The 20,028-nt window shown below is 61.0% G+C and carries 18 protein-coding genes; 11 read left to right on the top strand and 7 right to left on the bottom strand.

Features of this window, described 5'->3' with window-relative positions:
- Window positions 1-55 precede the first annotated feature (55 nt).
- Window positions 56-2,476, bottom strand: coding sequence for an alpha-ketoacid dehydrogenase subunit alpha/beta (locus D3Y59_RS06745; protein ID WP_119444357.1), 2,421 nt, complete (start codon window positions 2,474-2,476; stop codon window positions 56-58).
- 251 nt (window positions 2,477-2,727) lie between these two features.
- On the opposite strand from D3Y59_RS06745, the gene D3Y59_RS06750 reads away from it, so the two are divergent.
- The 5 genes from D3Y59_RS06750 to D3Y59_RS06770 all read left to right on the top strand — a co-directional run bounded on the left by D3Y59_RS06750 (window position 2,728) and on the right by D3Y59_RS06770 (window position 8,211).
- The gene (locus D3Y59_RS06750; RefSeq protein WP_119444358.1) at window positions 2,728-3,516 is read left to right on the top strand and encodes a DUF1573 domain-containing protein; all 789 of its coding nucleotides are present in this window, start codon (window positions 2,728-2,730) and stop codon (window positions 3,514-3,516) included.
- A 143-nt stretch (window positions 3,517-3,659) separates the two neighbouring features.
- Entirely contained in the window at window positions 3,660-4,154 is a 495-nt protein-coding gene (locus tag D3Y59_RS06755; protein ID WP_162910607.1) for a hypothetical protein, read from the top strand.
- 84 nt (window positions 4,155-4,238) lie between these two features.
- Entirely contained in the window at window positions 4,239-5,366 is a 1,128-nt protein-coding gene (gene ald / locus D3Y59_RS06760; RefSeq protein WP_119444360.1) for an alanine dehydrogenase, read from the top strand.
- A 156-nt stretch (window positions 5,367-5,522) separates the two neighbouring features.
- Window positions 5,523-6,122, top strand: a complete 600-nt coding sequence (locus D3Y59_RS06765) for an SMI1/KNR4 family protein (RefSeq protein ID WP_119444361.1) — start codon at window positions 5,523-5,525, stop codon at window positions 6,120-6,122.
- A 142-nt stretch (window positions 6,123-6,264) separates the two neighbouring features.
- Window positions 6,265-8,211 (top strand): LTA synthase family protein, encoded by a 1,947-nt coding sequence (locus tag D3Y59_RS06770; protein WP_119444362.1) that lies wholly within the window; start codon window positions 6,265-6,267, stop codon window positions 8,209-8,211.
- A 197-nt stretch (window positions 8,212-8,408) separates the two neighbouring features.
- On the opposite strand, the gene D3Y59_RS06775 is transcribed toward D3Y59_RS06770, so the two are convergent.
- Window positions 8,409-8,888, bottom strand: coding sequence for a type I restriction enzyme HsdR N-terminal domain-containing protein (locus tag D3Y59_RS06775; RefSeq protein ID WP_119444363.1), 480 nt, complete (start codon window positions 8,886-8,888; stop codon window positions 8,409-8,411).
- 194 nt (window positions 8,889-9,082) lie between these two features.
- Here D3Y59_RS06775 and D3Y59_RS06780 point away from each other — a divergent pair, with 194 nt between their 5' ends.
- Both D3Y59_RS06780 and D3Y59_RS06785 read left to right on the top strand, forming a co-directional pair.
- Window positions 9,083-9,856, top strand: a complete 774-nt coding sequence (locus D3Y59_RS06780; protein WP_119444364.1) for an AMP nucleosidase — start codon at window positions 9,083-9,085, stop codon at window positions 9,854-9,856.
- Between the two features lie 146 nt (window positions 9,857-10,002).
- Window positions 10,003-11,667: an amidohydrolase gene (locus D3Y59_RS06785; protein ID WP_119444365.1), complete on the top strand. Its 1,665-nt coding sequence runs from the start codon at window positions 10,003-10,005 to the stop codon at window positions 11,665-11,667.
- Between the two features lie 229 nt (window positions 11,668-11,896).
- Here the strand turns inward: D3Y59_RS06785 and D3Y59_RS06790 are convergent, their stop codons facing one another.
- Window positions 11,897-13,333, bottom strand: a complete 1,437-nt coding sequence (locus D3Y59_RS06790) for an MFS transporter (protein ID WP_119444366.1) — start codon at window positions 13,331-13,333, stop codon at window positions 11,897-11,899.
- A 591-nt stretch (window positions 13,334-13,924) separates the two neighbouring features.
- On the opposite strand from D3Y59_RS06790, the gene D3Y59_RS06795 reads away from it, so the two are divergent.
- Entirely contained in the window at window positions 13,925-14,164 is a 240-nt protein-coding gene (locus D3Y59_RS06795) for a hypothetical protein (RefSeq protein WP_119444367.1), read from the top strand.
- 85 nt (window positions 14,165-14,249) lie between these two features.
- Here the strand turns inward: D3Y59_RS06795 and D3Y59_RS06800 are convergent, their stop codons facing one another.
- Window positions 14,250-14,558: a hypothetical protein gene (locus tag D3Y59_RS06800; protein ID WP_119444368.1), complete on the bottom strand. Its 309-nt coding sequence runs from the start codon at window positions 14,556-14,558 to the stop codon at window positions 14,250-14,252.
- Window positions 14,559-14,612: 54 nt separating this feature from the next.
- Window positions 14,613-14,888, bottom strand: a complete 276-nt coding sequence (locus tag D3Y59_RS06805) for a hypothetical protein (RefSeq protein WP_119444369.1) — start codon at window positions 14,886-14,888, stop codon at window positions 14,613-14,615.
- Between the two features lie 479 nt (window positions 14,889-15,367).
- On the opposite strand from D3Y59_RS06805, the gene D3Y59_RS06810 reads away from it, so the two are divergent.
- The gene (locus D3Y59_RS06810) at window positions 15,368-15,625 is read left to right on the top strand and encodes a hypothetical protein (RefSeq protein WP_119444370.1); all 258 of its coding nucleotides are present in this window, start codon (window positions 15,368-15,370) and stop codon (window positions 15,623-15,625) included.
- Window positions 15,626-15,708: 83 nt separating this feature from the next.
- Here D3Y59_RS06810 and D3Y59_RS06815 read toward each other — a convergent pair whose 3' ends face one another.
- Both D3Y59_RS06815 and D3Y59_RS06820 read right to left on the bottom strand, forming a co-directional pair.
- Window positions 15,709-16,467: a hypothetical protein gene (locus D3Y59_RS06815; RefSeq protein WP_119444371.1), complete on the bottom strand. Its 759-nt coding sequence runs from the start codon at window positions 16,465-16,467 to the stop codon at window positions 15,709-15,711.
- A gap of 383 nt (window positions 16,468-16,850) precedes the next feature.
- Window positions 16,851-17,201, bottom strand: a complete 351-nt coding sequence (locus D3Y59_RS06820) for a thioredoxin (protein WP_162910608.1) — start codon at window positions 17,199-17,201, stop codon at window positions 16,851-16,853.
- 169 nt (window positions 17,202-17,370) lie between these two features.
- On the opposite strand from D3Y59_RS06820, the gene D3Y59_RS06825 reads away from it, so the two are divergent.
- Both D3Y59_RS06825 and D3Y59_RS06830 read left to right on the top strand, forming a co-directional pair.
- On the top strand, window positions 17,371-18,984 hold the full coding sequence (locus tag D3Y59_RS06825) for a sensor histidine kinase (RefSeq protein ID WP_119444373.1): 1,614 nt from the start codon (window positions 17,371-17,373) through the stop codon (window positions 18,982-18,984).
- On the top strand, window positions 18,962-20,017 hold the full coding sequence (locus D3Y59_RS06830; RefSeq protein ID WP_119444374.1) for a response regulator: 1,056 nt from the start codon (window positions 18,962-18,964) through the stop codon (window positions 20,015-20,017). The genes D3Y59_RS06825 and D3Y59_RS06830 overlap by 23 nt, the downstream gene beginning before the upstream one ends.
- Window positions 20,018-20,028 lie beyond the last annotated feature (11 nt).

The following is a 20,028-nucleotide window of genomic DNA, read 5'->3' on the forward strand; positions in this document are numbered from 1 at the left end:
GATTTCTCGCTTCGCTCGAAATGACAATACGACCGCTCGAAATGATAAGCTGGGCCTAGTAAATGTCGGGGAAACGCTGCGGCTCTACCTCCTGCATCAGCTCGTACACGGTGTCGAACACGTCCTCGGCGTTGGGCTTCGAGAAGTAGTCGCCGTCGGAGCCGTAGGGCGGGCGGTGGGCCTGCGCCGCGAGGCAGCGCGGCTGCGAATCGAGGTAGCGGTAGCCGCCTTGCTCGTCCACGACTTGCTGCATCATGTAGGCGGTGGCGCCACCGGGCACGTCTTCGTCGGCGAACAGCACGCGCGAGGTTTTCTTGATCGACTCCAGCACCACGCCTTCGCGGTCGAAGGGCAGTAGCGTCTGCACGTCGATTACCTCCACCGAAATGCCTACTTGCTCCAGTTGGGCGGCGGCATCGAGCACGATGCGGCACATGGAGCCGTAGGTTACGATGGTGATGTCGGTGCCTTGCTTCAGCACTTCGGGCACACCTAGGGGCAGCGTAAACTCGCCGATGTTGCTCGGGATGCGCTCCTTGAGGCGGTAGCCGTTCAGGGGCTCAATTACGATGGCCGGTTCGTCGCTCTTCAGCAACGTGTTGTAAAAACCGGCGGCCTGTGTCATGTTGCGCGGTACGCACAGGTGCATGCCCCGAATCGAGCCCAGAATCATCTGAATGGGCGAGCCGCTGTGCCAGATGCCCTCGAGGCGGTGGCCGCGGGTGCGCACAATCAGCGGAGCCTTTTGTCCGCCTTTGGTGCGGTACTGCAGCGAGGCCAAGTCATCCGACAGAATCTGAATGGCGTACAGCAGGTAATCGAGGTACTGGATTTCGGTGATGGGGCGCAGGCCGCGCATGGCGGCGCCAATGCCCTGGCCCACAATCGTGCACTCGCGAATGCCGGTGTCGGTTACGCGCAGCTCGCCGTACTTCTCCTGCAGGCCGGCAAAAGCCTGGTTTACGTCGCCGATGCGGCCTACGTCTTCGCCAATGGCGAAAACGCGCGGGTCGCGGGCCAGGATGGCGTCGAAGCAGGCTTGCAACACCTCGCGGCCGTCGACCTGCGGGGCATCGGCGGCAAACTCGGGCTTTACTTCTTCCACGTTCAGCGCCGATTCTTCGCTTTGGCTGAACAGGTGCGAGTTGTAGCGGTCGGCGTTTTCGGCCACGGCTTGCTCGTGCCAGCGGCGCAGCTCGCCGCGGGCGCCGGAGCGCTTCACGTCGCGCACAAGGCGCAGCGAGCGGCGCACGGCGCGCATGATGTCGGCGCGGATGGGCGTGGGGTTGTGCTCGAGTTGGTGGATCAGCTCGTGCAGCTCGTTTTCGCGGCCGGTTTCGGTAGCGAGGTTGTTGAGCAATTGCACGGCTTCATTACGCTCGGCAACGATGGGGTTGAAGAAGGCCTCCCAAGCAGCGGCCCGCGCTTTACGCACGGCATCCTTGGCTTCGTTTTCAATCTGGTCGAGCTCGGCCTCGGTGGCGTGGCCGTCTTGCAGAATCCACTGGCGCATTTGGCGCAGGCAGTCGTACTCCTGCTCCCAGGTGAGGCGGTCTTTGCTCTTGTAACGCTCGTGCGAGCCCGAGGTGGAGTGGCCTTGGGGCTGCGTGAGTTCGGTTACGTGCACCAACACGGGCACGTGCTCGCGGCGGCACACCTCGGCGGCGCGCTGGTATGTGTCGACGAGGGCGGCGTAGTCCCAACCCTTCACCACAAAAATTTCGAAGCCCTGCTCGCCCGGCGCGTTGCGCTGGAAACCACCTAGGATTTCGGAAATGCTTTGCTTGCAGGTTTGGTACTCGGCCGGTACCGAAATGCCGTAGTGGTCGTCCCACACGCTCATGAGCATGGGTACCTGCAGCACGCCGGCCGCGTTAATGGCCTCGAAGAACATGCCCTCGGAGGTGCTGGCGTTGCCGATGGTACCAAAAGCTACCTCGTCGCCGTTGCGCGAAAACTGCGTGAACTGCTGCAGCTCGGGGTTTTGGCGGAAGAGCTTGGACGCATAGGCCAGGCCCAGCAGGCGCGGCATTTGGCCACCGGTAGGCGAAATATCGGCCGAGGAATTTTTGCTGTCGACGAGGGCTTTGAAGTTGCCGTCTTCGTCGAGGAAGCGCGTAGCGAAGTGGCCGTTCATGGCGCGGCCAGCAGTGGCGGGCTCGGCTTCGGCGTCGGGGTGCGCGTACAGCTGGGCGAAGTACTGCTGCAGCGTCAGCTCGCCGGTGGCGAACATGAAGGTTTGGTCGCGGTAGTAACCCGAGCGGAAGTCGCCGGGGCGGAAAGCACGCGCCATTGCCAGCTGGGGCAGCTCTTTGCCGTCGCCGAAAATGCCGAACTTGGCTTTGCCCATAAACACTTCCTTGCGGCCCGTGAGCGAGGCCTGGCGGCTTTCCCACCCTAGGCGGTAATCGCGGAGCAGTTCTTCTTTGCTAAGCGTGGCGGCGGCCGAAGCTACGGCCGATTCGGCAGTGGACATGCAGTTGGTCGTCGGGGAAAATATAGACGGAGCGGACACCCGCCGGATGGGTGCGGGCGGCCCGCCGAAGCCGACGGGCCCTCAAAAGTACGTAAAAGCGGCACGCAAAGTCGATGCCTGGCAAACGAGCGTTAGGTGCGGGCTTCTGATTATATTTGCTGAGGCTGTTTTACCTGGCTGTTCGGGCCCTAGGGCGCGGCGGTTAGCCGTTGGGCAAGCAGCCATTTGTCCTTCATCTACGCCTTTTTGTTATGCTTCGTACCCTTACTACTTCGCTGCTGGGCCTGTGCCTGCTGCTCACGGCTCTAGGTGCTTCGGCCCAGGGTGTGCTCGAGTTCACCCAAACCCTGCACGATTTCGGCAACGTGGCCGAGGGCAGCGTGGCCACGCACGAGTTCAAGTTTAAGAACACCGGCAACCAACCCGTGGTAATTGCCAACGTGCAGGCCTCGTGCGGCTGCACCACCCCCGACTGGACCAAAACGCCCGTGATGCCCGGCAAAACAGGTTTCATCCGGGCCGCCTACAACAGCGCCGGCCGCCCCGGGCAATTCAACAAAACCGTAACGGTAACCAGCAACGCCGCTACGCCCACCATGGTGCTCACCATTAAAGGCGCGGTGGTGGATAAGGCCGAAATGGCCAAGAGCTACACGGCTGCGCAAATCGCCAAGTCGCCCAAGCTCACCCTCGACCGCAAGCTGCACGACTTCGGCAAGATGGAATCGGGCCAGCAGCTCACGGCCAAGTTCACGGTGAAGAACACCGGCAAAAGCGACCTGCAACTGGGCTCGATTACCTCCAACTGTTACTGCGTGTCGCTGCGCAACCAACCCAAGGCCCTGAAGCCCGGCGAGTCGGCTACCATCGAGCTGCAGTATGCGCAGCGCCAGATTGGCCAGATGGCCGATGTGGTTACGCTGCACTCGAACGATATCACCGGCCCCGACGCCACCATCACGCTCAAAGCCAACGTGGTGCAAAGCCTTTCGCAGCAAAGCATGTTGAAAGAAGGCGCAGCGGCGGTACCGTTTAAGTAAGCTTTCGGCCGCTGAAACCACGCCGCAAACGCAAACTAATTTCCTGCTGATGCCACGACCTTAACCGTCGTGGCATCATTTTTTGTAGAGCCCGCCTGGGTGCATTTTGCGCCTTCCTCTCTCAACAACCTCCACCCTACCCAATGCGTGTTTCTCTACCCCTTTTCCTAGGTCTGACCAGCGCGGCCGTGCTCGGCAGCGGCTGCGTCCGCAATATTCAGGTGCCGCAGGCCACGCCGCAATACGGTTTGCAGCTGCGCATTCGGCTGCCGCAAATCAAGCCCAGCACTACGCTTGATACCGTGCGCGTGGCCTTGGAGCTCACCAATACCAACGATGAACCCTACGTGGTATCGAGCCCGGCGCGGCCGCAGGCCACCCTGCCCGTGGCCTACATCGACGGGGCACCTAGGGCTTGGCAAATGCACATGCGCCGCGGCAAGGATGTGCGCGTTACCATACCAGCCCGCGGCACCTACCGCGCCACCTATGATTTGCCCATGAGCGCCTTTGCGGGCGAGCGGCGCGAGGCCGGCAAACAATATCAGCTGCAGCTGCTTTACCACCCCAAGGTGTACGGCCCCAAAGGGCACCGCTCCACGTTCGTCGAAATCCAGAGCAACAGGCTCTCCTTTTGAGTTAGCTCAACAGAACGCTAGGCGGCGGGCATTGCCTATATTTGCGGCCACTTTTCCCCGTCATCACATCCCACCATATTTCCCATGATCATCGGCGTACCGAAGGAAATTAAGAATAACGAAAACCGCGTGGGCGTTACGCCCGCCGGCGTGGCCGAGTTCCGCAAGGCGGGCCACACGGTGTATGTGCAAGCCAGCGCCGGCGAAGGCAGCGGCTTCTCCGATGCCGATTACGAGCAAGCCGGTGCCCTGATGCTGCCGACCATCGCCGAGGTTTATGGCCAGGCCGAGATGATCGTGAAAGTGAAGGAGCCCATTCAGGAGGAGTACCAGCTCATCCGCGAAGGCCAGTTGCTGTTCACTTACTTCCACTTTGCCTCGTCGGAGGAGCTGACGCACGCCATGATCGAGCGCAAAGCTACCTGCTTGGCTTACGAAACCGTGGAGCTGCCCAACCGCTCGCTGCCCCTGCTGGTGCCCATGAGCGAAGTTGCCGGCCGCATGGCTCCGCAAGAAGGCGCTAAGTACCTCGAGAAACCGCTGAAAGGCCGTGGCATTCTGCTGGGTGGCGTACCCGGCGTGCGCCCTGCCAACGTGCTCATCCTGGGCGGTGGCGTAGTAGGCACCAACGCTGCCAAAGTAGCGGCTGGCTTCGGTGCTCAGGTAACCATCATGGACATCAGCCTGAACCGTCTGCGCGAGCTCGACGACATCATGCCGAAGAACGTGGTAACCCAGTACTCGAACGATTACAACATCCGCGCTGCCATCAAGGAGGCCGACCTGATCATCGGTGCTGTACTGATTCCGGGTGCTAAGGCTCCGCACCTCGTTACCCGCGACATGCTGAAGGACATGAAGCCCGGCGCGGTGGTAGTTGACGTAGCCGTTGACCAAGGCGGTTGCATCGAAACCTGCACGCCCACCACGCACGAAAACCCCACCTTCATCATCGACGATGTGGTGCACTACTGCGTAGCCAACATGCCCGGCGCGGTGCCCTACACCTCTACCCTGGCCCTCACCAACGCTACCCTGCCCTACGCCGTTAAACTGGCAAACCTGGGCTGGCGCGAGGCCTGCTTGCGCGACGCTTCGTTGCGCCTGGGCCTGAACGTGGTAAACGGCGAGGTGGTGTACAAAGGCGTAGCCGAGGCTTGGGGCCTGCCGCTCACCAACGTGAGCAAAATCCTGGAGCCCGCCCACGCGTAATGAATTAAGAAGGAATAATGAGGAAGGATGATTGCGTCCGCAGGCCCAATCATCCTTGTTTTGCCTTCTTCCTTCCTCACTATTCCTTCCTCCTTAAAAAAAGCCTCCCCGCACAAGGGAGGCTTTTTGCTAACTCGAATACCTTCTTTCTGCGCGATGCAAGACATCACCTATATCGGCGAGCCGGTTTCCGATTCGGCCACCTTTAAGCTGCTGCCGTTTGAAATGCAGGCGTTTATGCTGCAGCACAACGGCATGGTTGCCTTTTTGGGCGGCCTGCACATTCGGGGTTGCTGCCACGAGCCCGCCTGGCACTCGCTGCGCGAGGCCTGGCAAGGCGAAAACGCGTTTTGGCGCACTTACTCCAGCGTAAAGCAAAGCGACTTGCCTTTTGCCCAGGATGCAGTGGGCAACCAGTTTTTGCTCCGCCGCGGCGAGGTATGGTGGCTCGATACCGAAACCGGCGAAATGGAAAACCTGGGCGTGGACTTCGTGCGGTTTATCCGCGGGGTGGAGCTGTACCCCAACGACGCCCTCGACCTGCAGGCCGTTTCTATGTTTACCAACCTAGGGGCTGTGCTGCAACCCGGTGAGCTGTTGGCCGTGTACCCGCCCAACTGCATCAAGGCCGAAAACGAGAACTTCAACCTCACGCGCATGCCGGTAGATGTGCGCCTGACTTCGTTGGCCAACCTGTACCAGCAAATCCGCCGCCTCAAGCCGGGCCAAAAAATTCGCCTGCGCAAAGACTATTAATAGTTTGTGAGCTAAAGGGGTTGAGGAGTTTAAGAGTTAGTAGGGATTGAGTTTTGGGTAGATGTAAATCAACCCATTAACTACTTCACCCACCTACTTCCACACTCCTCAACTCCTTCGTTTTTATTTCCCCCTCCCTCGCATGCCCTCTTCTTTGCTGCAACTGCTGCTCCGGCGCTTTGCGCTGCTGCTGGCTGCTTACCTGCTGCTGCGCGGCGGGTTTTACGCGGCCAACTACAGCGTATTTGCCGAGGCCTCGGTGGGGCAAACGTTGCTGGCGTTCTGGCACGGCTTCCGATTCGATTTATCGGCGCTGCTGCTGCTCAACGTTCCGTTCTTGCTGTTGTCGCTGATACCGGCCTACGGGCGCACCTGGCAGCGCACTTTGCGCGGCGTGTACCTCACGCTGAACGCGCCCGGCCTGGCCCTGAACATCATCGACAGCCAGTACTTTAAGTTTATCGGGCGGCGCACCTCCGATGAGCTGTTCACCATCACCGGCGACATCGAGCGCCAGGCTGGGCAGCTGGTGTGGCATTACTGGTTTCTGGTGCCGCCGTTTGTGCTGCTGTTTGGGTTGCTGTGGTATTTCTACCCCATGCCCAAAGCCGCCCCGCCAGTGCAAAGCAACCCGCGCGGTGCCCTGCGCCGCATGGCGGTAGCCATGCTGGAGCTTACGCTGGTGGCTGGGTTGGCCGTGCTGGGCATGCGGGGTGGGCTGCAGCTGAAGCCATTGCGGCCTGGCCACGCCTTTGTGCAAACGCCGCCCACCCTAGGTCATTTGGCCCTAAACAGCACCTTTACTTTTATTAAAAGCATTGGGCAGAAGGTGTTGGAGCGGCGCGAGTTTTTCACCAACCCTGCTGCCCTGCAACAAGCCCTAGGTGCCAGCTACCCCGCGCCGCGCCCGCAGCCCGCTACCACCCGCCCCCACAACGTGTTGATTTTGCTGGTGGAAGGTTTTGCCTCGGAGTACAACGGCATCGAAAACCCCGGGCAGCGCAGCTACACGCCGTTTTTCGATTCGCTGGCAACGCAGGGGCTGCTGTTTCGGGAGCACTACGCCAACGGCCGCCGCTCTATCGAGTCGTTGCCCGCCATCTTGGCCGGCTTGCCGGCCCTGATGGAGTCGCCCTATATCACCTCCAACTTCCAGACAAACGAGCTGCACGGCTTGGGCGAGCTGCTGGGGCGCCGCGGCTACGCTACGTCGGTTTTTCACGGGGCCCAAAACGGTACTATGGGCTTCAACGTGTTTGCCAGCAAGGCCGGTATTCAGCAGTACTTTGGCCTGCAAGACTACCCCAACGGCGCCAAAAGCCCCGACTACGACGGGCACTGGGGCATTTTCGACGAGCCGTACCTGCAGTATTTCGCGCAGCAGCTTACGCAGCAACGGCAGCCGTTTTTCTCGACGGTGTTCACGCTCACCTCGCACGAGCCGTTTCCGGTGCCAGCGCAGTACCAAGGGCAGTTTTCGCCGGGCAAGCTGCCCATCCATGCCTCCATCGGCTACACCGATTTTGCCCTGCGGCGCTTTTTTCAAACCGCCAGCAAACAACCTTGGTACCGCAACACGCTGTTCGTTCTGCTCGCCGACCACACTTCGCAAAGCTTGCAGCCCGATTACCAGAACCTGCTAGGCTCGTACAAAACGCCGCTGCTGCTGTTCCACCCCAGCCGGCAACTGCCCGCCGCCGATGTGCACCGCATCACGCAGCAAGCCGATGTGCCCGCCACCGTACTCGATTACCTAGGTTTCGGGGCCGATGCCAGCCAGCTGCTGCCGTTTGGGTATTCGGTGTTCGACAACCGGGTAACCGGTCGTGCGGTGTTCTTATCGGGCAACACTTACTACCTGGTGCACCGCGACTACGTAACCGAGCTGACGACCGACAATCAGGTGCGCCTTTACCCCTACCGCACCCACAATATGCCCGCCCAGCCGCTGGCTCAGCCACCTAGGGATAAACAACAGGCTTACGGCAACGAGCTACGCGCATTGGTGCAATTCTTTACCAATGGGCTGCTTGATAACACTTTGTATCCGAAGCCGGCCACGCCTGCAACTGTAGCGCGGACATTGTAGTCCGCGTCCGCAGAAAGTAATTTCTGACCTAGGGAAATGCAGCGCGGGCTTAATATTCCAGAACGATTCGTGCCGCGCGGTTACGCCCTAACGACGTCGTGCTGGCACATGCGGGCTGAACCGCAGGAAGGCGTCGCCTAGCGCGCGCTACACCGCACTGCAGCACAACGATTGAGTTTACTATATGGGGACGCGGACTACAAAGTCCGCGCTACTTCCAGCAGCTCCAACGCCTCGGCGTAGGTGGGGATAAACGTAAGCGCCTGCGTGGTACGCTCGATGCTGTGCACGCGCCAGCAGCAATGTTGCACGCCGTTGGTTACGAGCAGCAGCGGCGCGCCAATCGTTTGGTTGTAGGTAGCAATTTGCATGGCCACTTGGGCGGTGAGGGGCACGCTGGCCGCTTTGCACTCCACCAGCAGCAGCGGCTGCCCATCGGGGCCTAGGGCGTGCAAATCGGTGCGCTTGCGGCGTTGGTTGTAGGTGTGGCCGCGCTCCAGGCTGAGCAGGCCGCGCGGGTAACCCAGGTGTTCAACCAAGTAATTTACAACGTGTTGCCGCACCCACTCCTCGGGCGTGCACACCACGTTGCGGCGGCGGAGCACGTCCCAGATCAACAGATTCGGGCCCGATTGCGTAACTTTGTAGGCGAAAGGCGGCAGGTTCAACGCTTGCATCACCTCCAAAGGTACTGCTTACAGGCTCCTGCACCCGCTTTTTCGCTCCGCAGAGCCGTCGTTCAATCCCATGCACGACGGTTTTTTTGTACCCGTTGGGGTGCTGGGCGAGCAAGCACCCAGGCACCCGTCGGCAACTGCCGCCCCGCAAACCCGCGTCTCTCAGAACCCAAGACCCTAAGTTCCCACAATACATGAAGACCAAATCAGACATCGTCAAGAACTGGTTGCCCCGCTACACCGGGGTGCCGCTCGAAGACTTTGGCCAGTACATTCTGCTGACCAATTTCATCAACTACGTAACCATGTTCGCCGACCATTTCGGCGTCGAAATCAAGGGCATTGACAAGCCCATGCAAACGGCCACGGCCAACGGCATCACCATCATCAACTTCGGCATGGGCTCGGCCATGGCTGCTACCGTGATGGACCTGCTCGGGGCCATCAAGCCGAAAGCTGCGCTCTTCCTGGGCAAGTGCGGTGGCCTGAAAGGCAAAACCAAAGTTGGCGACCTGATTCTGCCCATCGCGGCTATTCGCGGCGAAGGTACCTCCGACGACTATCTGCCGCCAGAAATCCCCGCGCTGCCCTCGTTCCGCTTGCAGCGTTCGGTTTCCTCGATGATCAAGAAGCACGAGAAGGACTACTGGACGGGCACGGTGTACACCACCAACCGCCGCGTGTGGGAGCACGACGAAAACTTTAAGAACTACCTGCGCCAGATCCGCGCCATGGCCGTGGATATGGAAACCGCTACCATTTTCGTGGTGGGCTTCGTGAACGAGATTCCGCACGGCGCGCTGTTGCTGGTATCCGACGAGCCGATGACGCCCGAGGGCGTGAAAACCGCCGAGAGCGACAAGAGCGTAACGTCGAACTACGTTACTACGCACTTGCAAATCGGTATCGAATCGTTGCTGGAATTGAAGAACTCCGGCGAATCGGTGAAGCACATGCGCTTTGAATAGGCAGTGCACCTAGGCCGGTTGCCCACCCGGCATCGGCTTACGCCAATCCTCACACCGCCACGGCTTCCCGGCCGTGGCGGTGCTTTTTTCGGGGGCTTTCGTTGGTGGCATGCAGTGACCTAACTTGCCGCCTTTCTTCCTCTGCCATGCTCCAACGACTACGCCCCGTGCTGGCGCCGCTTGCGGCGCTGCCCTTGCTGGCGGGCCTTACCGCCTGCCCCACCACCAAATACCCCGCCGACCTCATCGTGTACAACGCCACCGTGTACACCGTCGATTCGGCCTTTACCAAAGCGCAGGCGTTTGCTGTGCAGGATGGCCAAATCATGTTTGTGGGCAGCTCCGATGAGGTGCGGCAACGCTACCGCGGCAAGGAGGAAGTCGACGCCCAGGGCAAATTCATTTACCCCGGCTTTTACGATGCCCACTGCCACTTTTACCGCTACGCCCTAGGTTTGCGCGATGCCGATTTGGTCGGCACCGACTCGTGGAGCGCGGTGCTGGGCAAGCTGCGCGCGCAACGCCTCCAGTACGCGCAAAGCGCGTGGCTCACGGGCCGCGGCTGGGACCAAAACGACTGGACCACAAAGCAATTTCCGACCAAAGACTCGCTTGATCGACAGTTCCCGAATGTGCCCGTGTTTATTGTGCGGGTTGATGGCCACGCGGCCCTCGTCAACCAAAAAGCGCTCGACTTAGCCGGCGTTACGGCCAGCACGCCCATTTCGGGCGGCGTGATTGAGAAAGATGCCCAGGGCCGCCTGACGGGGCTATTGGTCGATAACGCGGTGGATTTAGTGTCGGCCAAAATTCCGGAGCCCACGCCCGCCGAAGCCGCCAAGTTGCTGCTGCAAGCCCAGGAGCAGTGCGTGGAGCTGGGCCTCACCAGCCTGGCCGATGCCGGCTTAGAGCGCAGCCAAATCGAACGCCTCGACGCGATGCAGAAGGCCAACCAGCTGAAGCTGCGCCTCGACTGCATGATTAACCCCACGCCCGCCAATCGGCAGTACTACCTCAAACGCGGCCCTTACCTCACCGACCGCCTCACGGTGAACTCCTTTAAGGTGTACGCCGATGGCGCCCTGGGTTCGCGCGGGGCCTGCCTAATGCATCCTTACGCCGATCAGCCGAAGCAAACCGGGTTTCTGCTGCAATCGGTAGCCGAATACCGTGCGTTGGCAAAGGAGCTGGCAGCCAGTAAGTTTCAGATGAATACCCACGCCATCGGCGACTCGGCCAATCGGGCTTTGCTGGACATTTACGCCGAAGTGCTGCGCGGCCAAACCGACCGCCGCTGGCGCATCGAGCACGCGCAGGTGGTAAGCCGCCCCGACGTGGCCAAGTTTGGCCGCTTCAACGTGGTGCCCTCGGTGCAGCCCACCCACGCCACCTCCGATATGTACTGGGCTGGCGAGCGGCTGGGTGCCGAGCGACTAAAAACCGCCTACGCCTACCAGGACTTGCTTAAGGCCACCGGCCGCTTAGCCCTAGGTTCCGACTTTCCGGTGGAGGCCCTGAACCCGCTGTTCGGCTTTCATGCGGCCGTAGCGCGACAGGATGCCAAGAACTACCCCAAGGGCGGTTTTCAGCCCGAAAACGCCCTCACCCGCGAGCAAGCCCTGCGCGGCATGACGGAGTGGGCCGCCTGGGCGGCTTTCGAGGAGGAGAAAAAAGGCACGCTGCAAGGCGGCAAGTGGGCCGACTTTGTGATTCTGGAGCAGGACCTAATGACTGCGCCCGCCGAACAGCTCCGCAACATCAAAGTGCTGAGCACTTACATCAGCGGCGAGAAAGTGTACGAACGGAAGTAACCAACTGGCATTCCGACGATAGAGCCGGTTATCATGTAATGCGCCTGACTGTCATTTCGAGCGTGAGCGAGGAATCTGGATCAGCAGCCTCGCGTCGGCAGCACCAGATTTCTCGCTCACGCTCGAAATGACAAAACGCCGAACGGCCCCGCCTGCAGCTGCAGGCGGGGCCGTTCAATTTAAATGCCCCAGGTACACCGAGGATACTCGGCACTTGAGGCTGTGCAGCTTAGTGCGCCTGCAGCGGCGTGCCGGCGTGCGGCGCGGCGGGCGGCGGCTGGTTAATGGCCTCGCTGGGGTGCGGCTCGCGCAGTTTTTTGCCACGCAGCGTCAGCAGAAACAACAGGCCCAGGATGAAGAACACAATGAGGGCCAGGATGCTGTACCGCATCGAGCCAAACCACTGCCCGATAATGCCCCACGTGGCGGTGCCGATTACGATGCTGAGCTTTTCGGTCACGTCGAAAAAGCTGAAGTAAGCGGCCGTGTTGTGCGTGTCTTCGGGGATGATTTTGGAATAGGTGGAGCGCGAAAGGCTTTGGATGCCGCCCATGGTAAGGCCGATAACCGAAGCCAGGGCGTAGAACGTCCAGTCGGCCTGCACGAAGTAGCCCGCAATGCAGATAAACGCCCAAATAACCACAGCCCAGCTAAGGGCGCGCGTGTTGCCGATGCGCTCCGACAGCCGGGCGAACAGATAGGCACCTAGGATGGCCACCAGCTGCAGCAGCAAGATGGTGATAATCAGGTCCTGATCGGGCAGGTGCAGCTCGTCTTTGCCGAAGATGGTAGCCACGTACATCACGGTTTGCACGCCCATGTTGTAGGTGAAGTAGGCCAGCAAAAAGCGCTTCAGGTTGGGCAGGTGCTTGAGCTCGTCCCACACCTTGCCTAGCTCTTTGAAACCGTTGAGCAACCAGCCGCTGTCGGGGGCGGCGGCATCGGCGGCGCGGCCCTCGTCGGCGGGCAGGCGGGCGAAGGGAATTTGCGCAAAGCCAGCCCACCAAATGCCCGTGAGCAGGAACGCAATTTGGGTGGCTTTGCCGGCCGTAAGGCCCAACGACTTATCCAAGCCTAGGGCGGGGTGGCCCATAATCAGCCCCAGGCTCAGCAGCAGCAGTATTACCGAACCGATGTAGCCCATGGAAAACCCGCGGGCCGAAAGGCGGTCGTACTGGTCTTCGGTGGCGATGATGGGCAAGTAGGAGTTGTAGAACACGATGGAGCCCGAGAAACCCACCGTGGCAGCGATGAACACGAACGTAGAAGCCGTGAGCGTGCTGGGCGTGAAGAAGTACAGCGCCGCGCACGAGGCCGCCCCCAGGTAGCAGAAGAACTGCAGGAACAGCTTTTTGCGCCCCGAAAAGTCGGCCAGGGCCGTAAGGAACGGGCTGATGAGGGCAATCAGCAGAAAAGCGGCCGAAATGGCGTAGGTAAGCAACGAAGAGCCGGGCACCTGAAAGCCCAAGAATTCAACGGGGCTGTTGCCGTTGCGGCCGGTTATTTCGGACACCACGCCGCTCCAGTAAATCGGGAAGATGGAGGAGGTGATTACGAGCGGGTACACCGAGTTGGCCCAATCATACATGGCCCAGCCCGAGGTAATGCGCTTGTCGTTTTTCGGCACCGCAACGGGTGTGGCGGCCGCGGCCGAGGCAGTTGTCATAAAGTAAGGCAGTAGAAGAATGCCCAAACTACGCAGTTTTACTTATTGCCCGCGTTGCCCTACGGTTAAGTAACGTGCCCGGGTGGCTGCCCAGGCCAACTACGGCGCCGCGCACCTAGGCCGTCGGTGTTTATTTTGCCGCTTCACCAGCCCTTGCCTTGCAGTGCCTGCCTTCACCTCGGCGCGCCGCAACCCTTTGCCCGTCGAGCTGTTTGGCGTTCCGCAGCACCGTACCTGGCGCTGGTTTGCTTAATGGCATACCTGGTTTCGAGTCACCGCGGCATTTACCGGGCTCAAGTAGTAGGCCAGCCCAAGCACCCGCGTTTCAGGCGCGATGTCGGCCAATGTCTCAACCAACTACTTAAGCGTTAACCCTTACTGAAATTAAGTTTTCAATAAATTTTACAAAAAACGTAACCCCCACGCGGCCGCGGCCGTTTGAGGAGGCGTGTTGTACTGTGCGTGCGTGAGCAGTTGGTTTGAGTTCTTGCCGAGCAAGACTTGTGGTGCCGAGGGCAGCAATACCCAACCCCTTGGCGCGCCCCTACCTCGCGTAGTCGTCGCAAACTCAGCTCCTTCCCCCGCTTTCCCATGACTGCCGAAGAATTAGCACAAGCCGGCTTTTACCCCGCCGACTGGGTGCCATCGGGTACTACCTACACGCAGGGCCAGCTGTACGTCCGTATGTCGGCTACCGGCTCCGTGCGCGTGTTTGTGCCGCTCGATTCCGCTGACATTGAAGTTTCGTCGGGCGACCTGTACAATCCCGACATTCACCACCGCGGGCCGGTGCCCACGCTCACCGAGCTGCATCGTATCCTGAAGGCCTAAACCGCCTCTGTGGCGTTAAAACGAGCGGGCCCCGCAGCCAATATTGGCTGCGGGGCCCGCTCGTTTGCTAAAGCAGGATGTTGGGTTAGTCCGACACCGGGTCGCCGAAGAAAAAGCCTGCGTCTTCGAGCGAGGTGGCCACGGCGGCCGCAATTTGGTGCTGCTGCACGTACTCCAGCTCGTCGGGGTAGGCCTCAAAGTACTGTTCCGTTACAAAATCGGCCGCATCCTCGGTGCCCATGGAGGCCCACAGCAGGCGCGGCATATCGAGCCGCCACGAGTGCGACTGAGCACGCACGCGCACAATTTTCATCTTGCACTGAATGCGCACCGTTACCATGGCCATGTCGGGTTCGGCATCGGCCTGAATGACGTAAGAAATGGTGTTGCTCATGTTACGAGGTGGAGAAGCAACCCGGAGGCTGCAGGTACAAAACAAGCAGCTGCATTAGCGCACCCGTTCGGTGCTGTGCTGCTGCAAAGCATTGGTAATGATGCGGTGCACGTGGCAACTGCCCAGCAAGCGGGCCGCCAACGGGTGCCGCTCCCGAAATATGCGGGCCACCAGTTGGGAGGCAGCCCGGGTGCCCATGCTTTCCCAGAGCAGGTAGGGCAAATCCATTTCCCAAACGTCGGGGTGGTCGTTGCCGAGCGTTACGAGCACAAGGCTTACTACCGGCCCATCGGCCTCGGCTACCGCCCGCAAAGTGTACCGGTTGCCCATGCACGAAAAAGTTTAGCCGTTTCTACGTTTAAGAAAATACATTATTGTCAAAGTTTCATCAGTGCGGTTGCGCTGGCGTGCGACCGGCGGCCTTAAGCAGCTATGCTTGGCCAGCTTTGGTACCACCGTTGTGGCAACGGCTTGGGCCTTGGGCAACCCGGCACCCCGAAAAATGACAACAACCCGGAAACAGACAGCTGTTTAACCCTCTTTCGCAGCAATGCACCGTTGGGTTACGGGGGTAAGTACGGTTTTTCAAGCTGAACAAATACGGACGCGGACGCGGCCCGGCTTTACTCTCAACGTAAACCTGAGAATCTGCCTACCACCACCGAATATCTGGCCCGGCCTCAGCCCTTAGGGCTTGGCGTAGCGTGCTACGGCTTGCTCGTTGCAACGGCCGGGGCAAGTTTCCGCTCGTCAGTAGCATCGTCGGCGGCGCGCTTGCGTACGTTCTTCTGAAACCAACCGCTACGCATATGCCACCCGATACCCCCGCCCCTTCCCCCACGCAGCTTATCCGCTACGTGCTGCAAATCGGCAACATGCCCGACAACGACAGCATTGGCCGCGTGCGCGAGTTGCTCGCCGGCCTGGGTTTGCTGGTCGACCAAGTTGGGATTGGGCAGGCCGAAGTGGCCGTGGCCCAAGGCACCAACCCCGGCCCCGAAGGCATACGGCAGGCCCTCGAGGGCAACGGCTTCCGGCTGGAGGCCTGCACCGCCCAACCCGGCTAACACTACGGCCCCACGGCAAACAGCGCGGGCCCGGAGCAATTGCTCCGGGCCCGCGCTGTTTGCCGTGGGGCCGCGCCAGTGGCTTACTGTTCGTTGTCGTAGCGGCGGTACTCCCGGTTTGGGTCGCGGCGGTCGTAACGGTCATGGAAATCGGCGCGGGGCGGCTGCGGGCGGCCGTACGGCTCGCGACCGGGGCCGCGGCTGTTCATACCGATGTTCATGTGGCGGGTATCGGTTTGGTTGCGGCCGCCCTGGTCGTAGTCGCCGCCGCCGTAGCCACCCCTGAAGGGGTTGCGGTCGACGTCGAAATTGCGGTCCGAAAAACTATCGCGGCCGCCGCTGCCCAAACCACCCCTGATGCCGCTTTCGTCGTAGCCGCGGTCTAGGTCGCCGTTGAAGCCGGCAAAACCCTGGCCGTAGCCGCGGTTGGCGCCGCTGTATTCCGAGCTGCCGTAGCCCGAGCCACCTAGGGCCGCGCCGCGGCCGTAGTTGTCGTTGTACTGTTGGCGCGGGCGCGGGTAATCGTCGGCGTCGTTGTTGTTGCGACGGCGTGGCTGCTCGTTGGGGCGGCCAATGTCGCGGCGGCGTCCGTCGTACTGCTCGCCCATTTCGTTGGGTTGGTAGCCCGGCCCCAAGCCGTTGCGGCGGCCCGCCGCCCCACCCGACGAGGTATCCGAAGTTCCGCCGCGCCGGCTAAAGCCGCGGTCATAATCATCGTCTTGGTCTGAGCGGCCAGCGCCTTGTCGGTTGTCGCGGGGGTAGCGCTGGTCGGAGCGGCCTTCGCGGGGGCGGTTGTCTTGGTTGCGCGGTTCGTCGAAAAGGTAATCCGAATAGTAGGTCATGGCGTTTGGGGCGTTGGTCAGATTCCTTTTTTACCGCTGCGCAGGCCGCAATGTTACACATCGGTGCTAGCAACCACCCGCGCTGCCTGCGCCGCGCATCTTCCTTACTACCAATTTATTGCACCGCACATCGTCCACTAACTCGGCTGTAGTGCTGGCCCATAAAGGTCTCTTCCAGCACGCGCCAATGCTCAGTGCGTGCTGGCCGCCGGCCCTAGGTGCGGCCAGGCGTTGGGCTGGCCAAGAGCTTGCCCGGGCAACACAACGCGCGAAGGCCGCTGGCGCATCGGCTCTTCGTCCGGGCACCAACGGCCTCCGCGTTGTGTTGGCCCTCGGCTGCCGCGCGCCGGCAGTGGGGCCGCCACCTAGGGCGCAGCTAGTTGCTACAGCACGGGCTGCGCCTCGAGCGAGGCGGTGGTCAGCTTACTGAGCAGCACATCGGCCACGCCGTCGCCATCGGGCAGGCCTTGCTGGCGCCACAGCTCCACGCCGCGGCGCACCAGCACGCACGAGGGCAACTCGGCCGCATGAAAGCTGCGCACCACCGTGGGGTGGCTTACTTCGTCAATCTTCAGAACCCGAATGGCCGAGCCCAGCTGCCCCTGCAACATATCGAGCGAAGCCTGTAGCGAAACGTGGTGCTGCTTGCCATGCGCGTTAACCACCGGCAGCAGCACCAGCAATACCGCCGCATCGGTGGGCGGTGGCATCGATTTGGATGAGGAGATGGTCATTGCTGGTTAGGTAATATTGCGGAAGTAAAATTGGGTTTTCCGCCATATCCTTGCTATGACATTCGTCATGCTTTGCGGTTGACAAGGGTCAGTTCGGCAATTTTGCGGCAAACCTTCGTACTCTAGTGTTCAGGCAGCTCCCCGCACGCAGCTGCCTTATTTTCGGCCCATGCCCAACAACCCCTACACCAGTGCCCTAACCGACCTGCTCATCAACCAGGCGCAGGAGTTTATTGGTATTTACGATGCGGCGCAAGGCAAATTCATCCGCGCCAACGAGGCCGGCGCCCGGCTGCTGGGCTTTGCCTCCGAGCAGGAGTTTTTGCAGCGTACGCCCGAGGCGCTGCCCCTGGCGCTGCCGCCCGGTGCCAATTGGCCCATGGTGCTGCAAGAGGCGCAGCAAAACGGCCCGCTCGAAGTAGAAATCGACCCGTCGCGCTCCTCCGGCGCGGCCTGCCGCGGCTTGCTCGAGGTTACCCGTTTCGATTCGGACGGCCACCCGTATTGCCTGGTGCGGTTAAGCGAGCAGGGCCGCCTGCAGCAGGCCGAGCGCGAGCTGGCGCAAAGCGTCAGGCGCTTCGAGGCGGTGGTGGCCAACGCCACCATCGGCATTATTATGTGCGACCGAAGCGGCACCATCGTATCGGCCAACCGCCTATCGGAGCAGCAATTCGGCTACGTACCCGGCGAGCTGCTCGGCCAGCGCATCGAAATGCTGGTGCCCAGCGCCATCAGCGGCCACCACGAGTCGCTGCGCAAGTCGTTTAACGCGCACCCCTCGGTGCGGGCCATGGGCGCCCACCGCGGCGACCTAGAAGCCCAGCGCAAAGACGGCTCGGTGTTTCCGGTAGAAGTCAGCCTCAGCTACTTCAACCTCGACGACGAGCTGTATGTCGTGTCGTACATTATCGACATTACTTATAAAAAAGAGGCCGAGCGCGAGTTGGTGGCCCAGCGCCAGCGCGTGGAGCGCCTCAACGCCGAGCTGGAGCAAAAGGTAGCCGACCGCACCCACGCCCTGCTCAGCACGCTGGAGCAGCTGGAGCAACGCTCCGAGGAGCTGGCGCAGGCCCTGGCCGCCGAGCAGGAGCTGGGCGAGTTGAAGTCGCGCTTCGTGTCGATGGCCTCGCACGAGTTCCGCACGCCGCTCACGGCGGTGCTCACCTCGGCCACGCTCATCGAGAAGTACCCCGGCGGCGACCAGCAGGACAAGCGCTTGAAGCACCTGCACCGCATTCGGGCCTCGGTAAACCACCTCAACGACATTCTCGAGGAGTTCCTGTCGGTGGGCAAAATTGAGGAGGGCAAAATCGAGGCCCGCCCCGTGAGCCTCGACATTGCCACCCTGCTGCACGAAACCGTGGCCGACGTACACGGCATGCTCAAGGCGGGCCAAACCATTGCCGAAACCGTGCAGTGCTCGGGCCCGGTGCGCCTCGACCCCTCTTTGCTGCGCAAAATCCTCGTCAACCTCCTCTCCAACGCCATCAAGTACTCGGGCGAAAACTCCGTGGTGCGCGTGCACGCCGATTGCAACGGCCAGCGCCTGCTGCTGCAGGTGCAAGACCAAGGCATGGGCATTTCGCGCGAAGACCAGGAGCACTTGTTCGAGCGGTTTTTCCGGGCCCGCAACGTTACCAACGTGCCGGGTACGGGCCTAGGTCTGTACATTATCGGCAAATACTTGGAGCTCATGGGTGGCCGTATTGAGCTGCAAAGCGAGCTGAACGTGGGCACCACCGTTACCATCACCATTCCCTATGAAAACCATCCTGCTGATTGAGGACAACGACCTCATTCGTGAGAACACCGCCGAAATTCTGGAACTGGCCGGCTACCACGTGCTCACGGCCGAAAACGGCAAAATTGGGGTGGAAAAGGCACTGGCATCGCGCCCCGACTTGGTCATCTGCGACATCATGATGCCCGTGCTCGATGGCTACGGCGTGCTCAACATCTTCAACCAGAACCCGCAGCTGGCCGGCATTCCGTTTATCTTCCTGACGGCCAAAACCGAGCGCTCCGACATGCGCAAGGGCATGGAGCTGGGCGCCGACGACTACCTCACCAAGCCCTTCGACGAGGCCGAGCTGCTGAGCGCCGTAACCGGCCGCCTCAACCGCTTCAAACACCTCAAGCCCGAGTACGACCTGCAGAGCGAAAGCGGCCTGAACGAGTTTCTGGACGACGCCCGCGCCGTAGGCAACCTCGAAAGCTTGTCGGCCGACCGCAAGGTGCACACCGTGCGCAAAAAGCAGGAAATCTACTCCGAAGGCGACGAGCCCACGCGCTTGTACTTCGTGAAAGCGGGCCGCGTGAAAACCGTGAAAACCACCGCCGGCGGCAAGGAGCTGATTACGGGCCTTTACAACGCGGGCGAGTTTTTTGGCTATATGGCCTTGCTCGAGCAAACCAAGCACGGCGACTCGGCCGTGGCCGTCGATGATTCGGAGCTGGTATACATCCCCAAAGACGACTTTACGCAGTTGCTCCTGCGCAACCCCGAGGTGGGCCAGCAGTTTATTCGCCTGCTGGCGGGCCGCGTAAACGAGCGGGAGCAGCAACTGCTGGGCATGGCCTACAACAGCATCCGGCGCCGCGTGGCCGATGTGCTGCTGCGCATGCACGAGCAGCCCGCCGCCGAGGGCGCCGCCGTCATCCAACTCTCGCGCGACGACATGGCCGCTGTAGTGGGCACCGCGCCCGAGTCGCTCATCCGCACGCTCAGCGAGTTCAAGCACGATGGCCTGATTGAGCTAACGAACAAAACCATCCGGGTGCTGCAGCCCGATAAGCTGCGCCGCTCCAATTGGTAACCTAGTACAAA

It is taken from the genome of Hymenobacter oligotrophus (genome assembly GCF_003574965.1).
Taxonomy (GTDB): domain Bacteria; phylum Bacteroidota; class Bacteroidia; order Cytophagales; family Hymenobacteraceae; genus Solirubrum; species Solirubrum oligotrophum.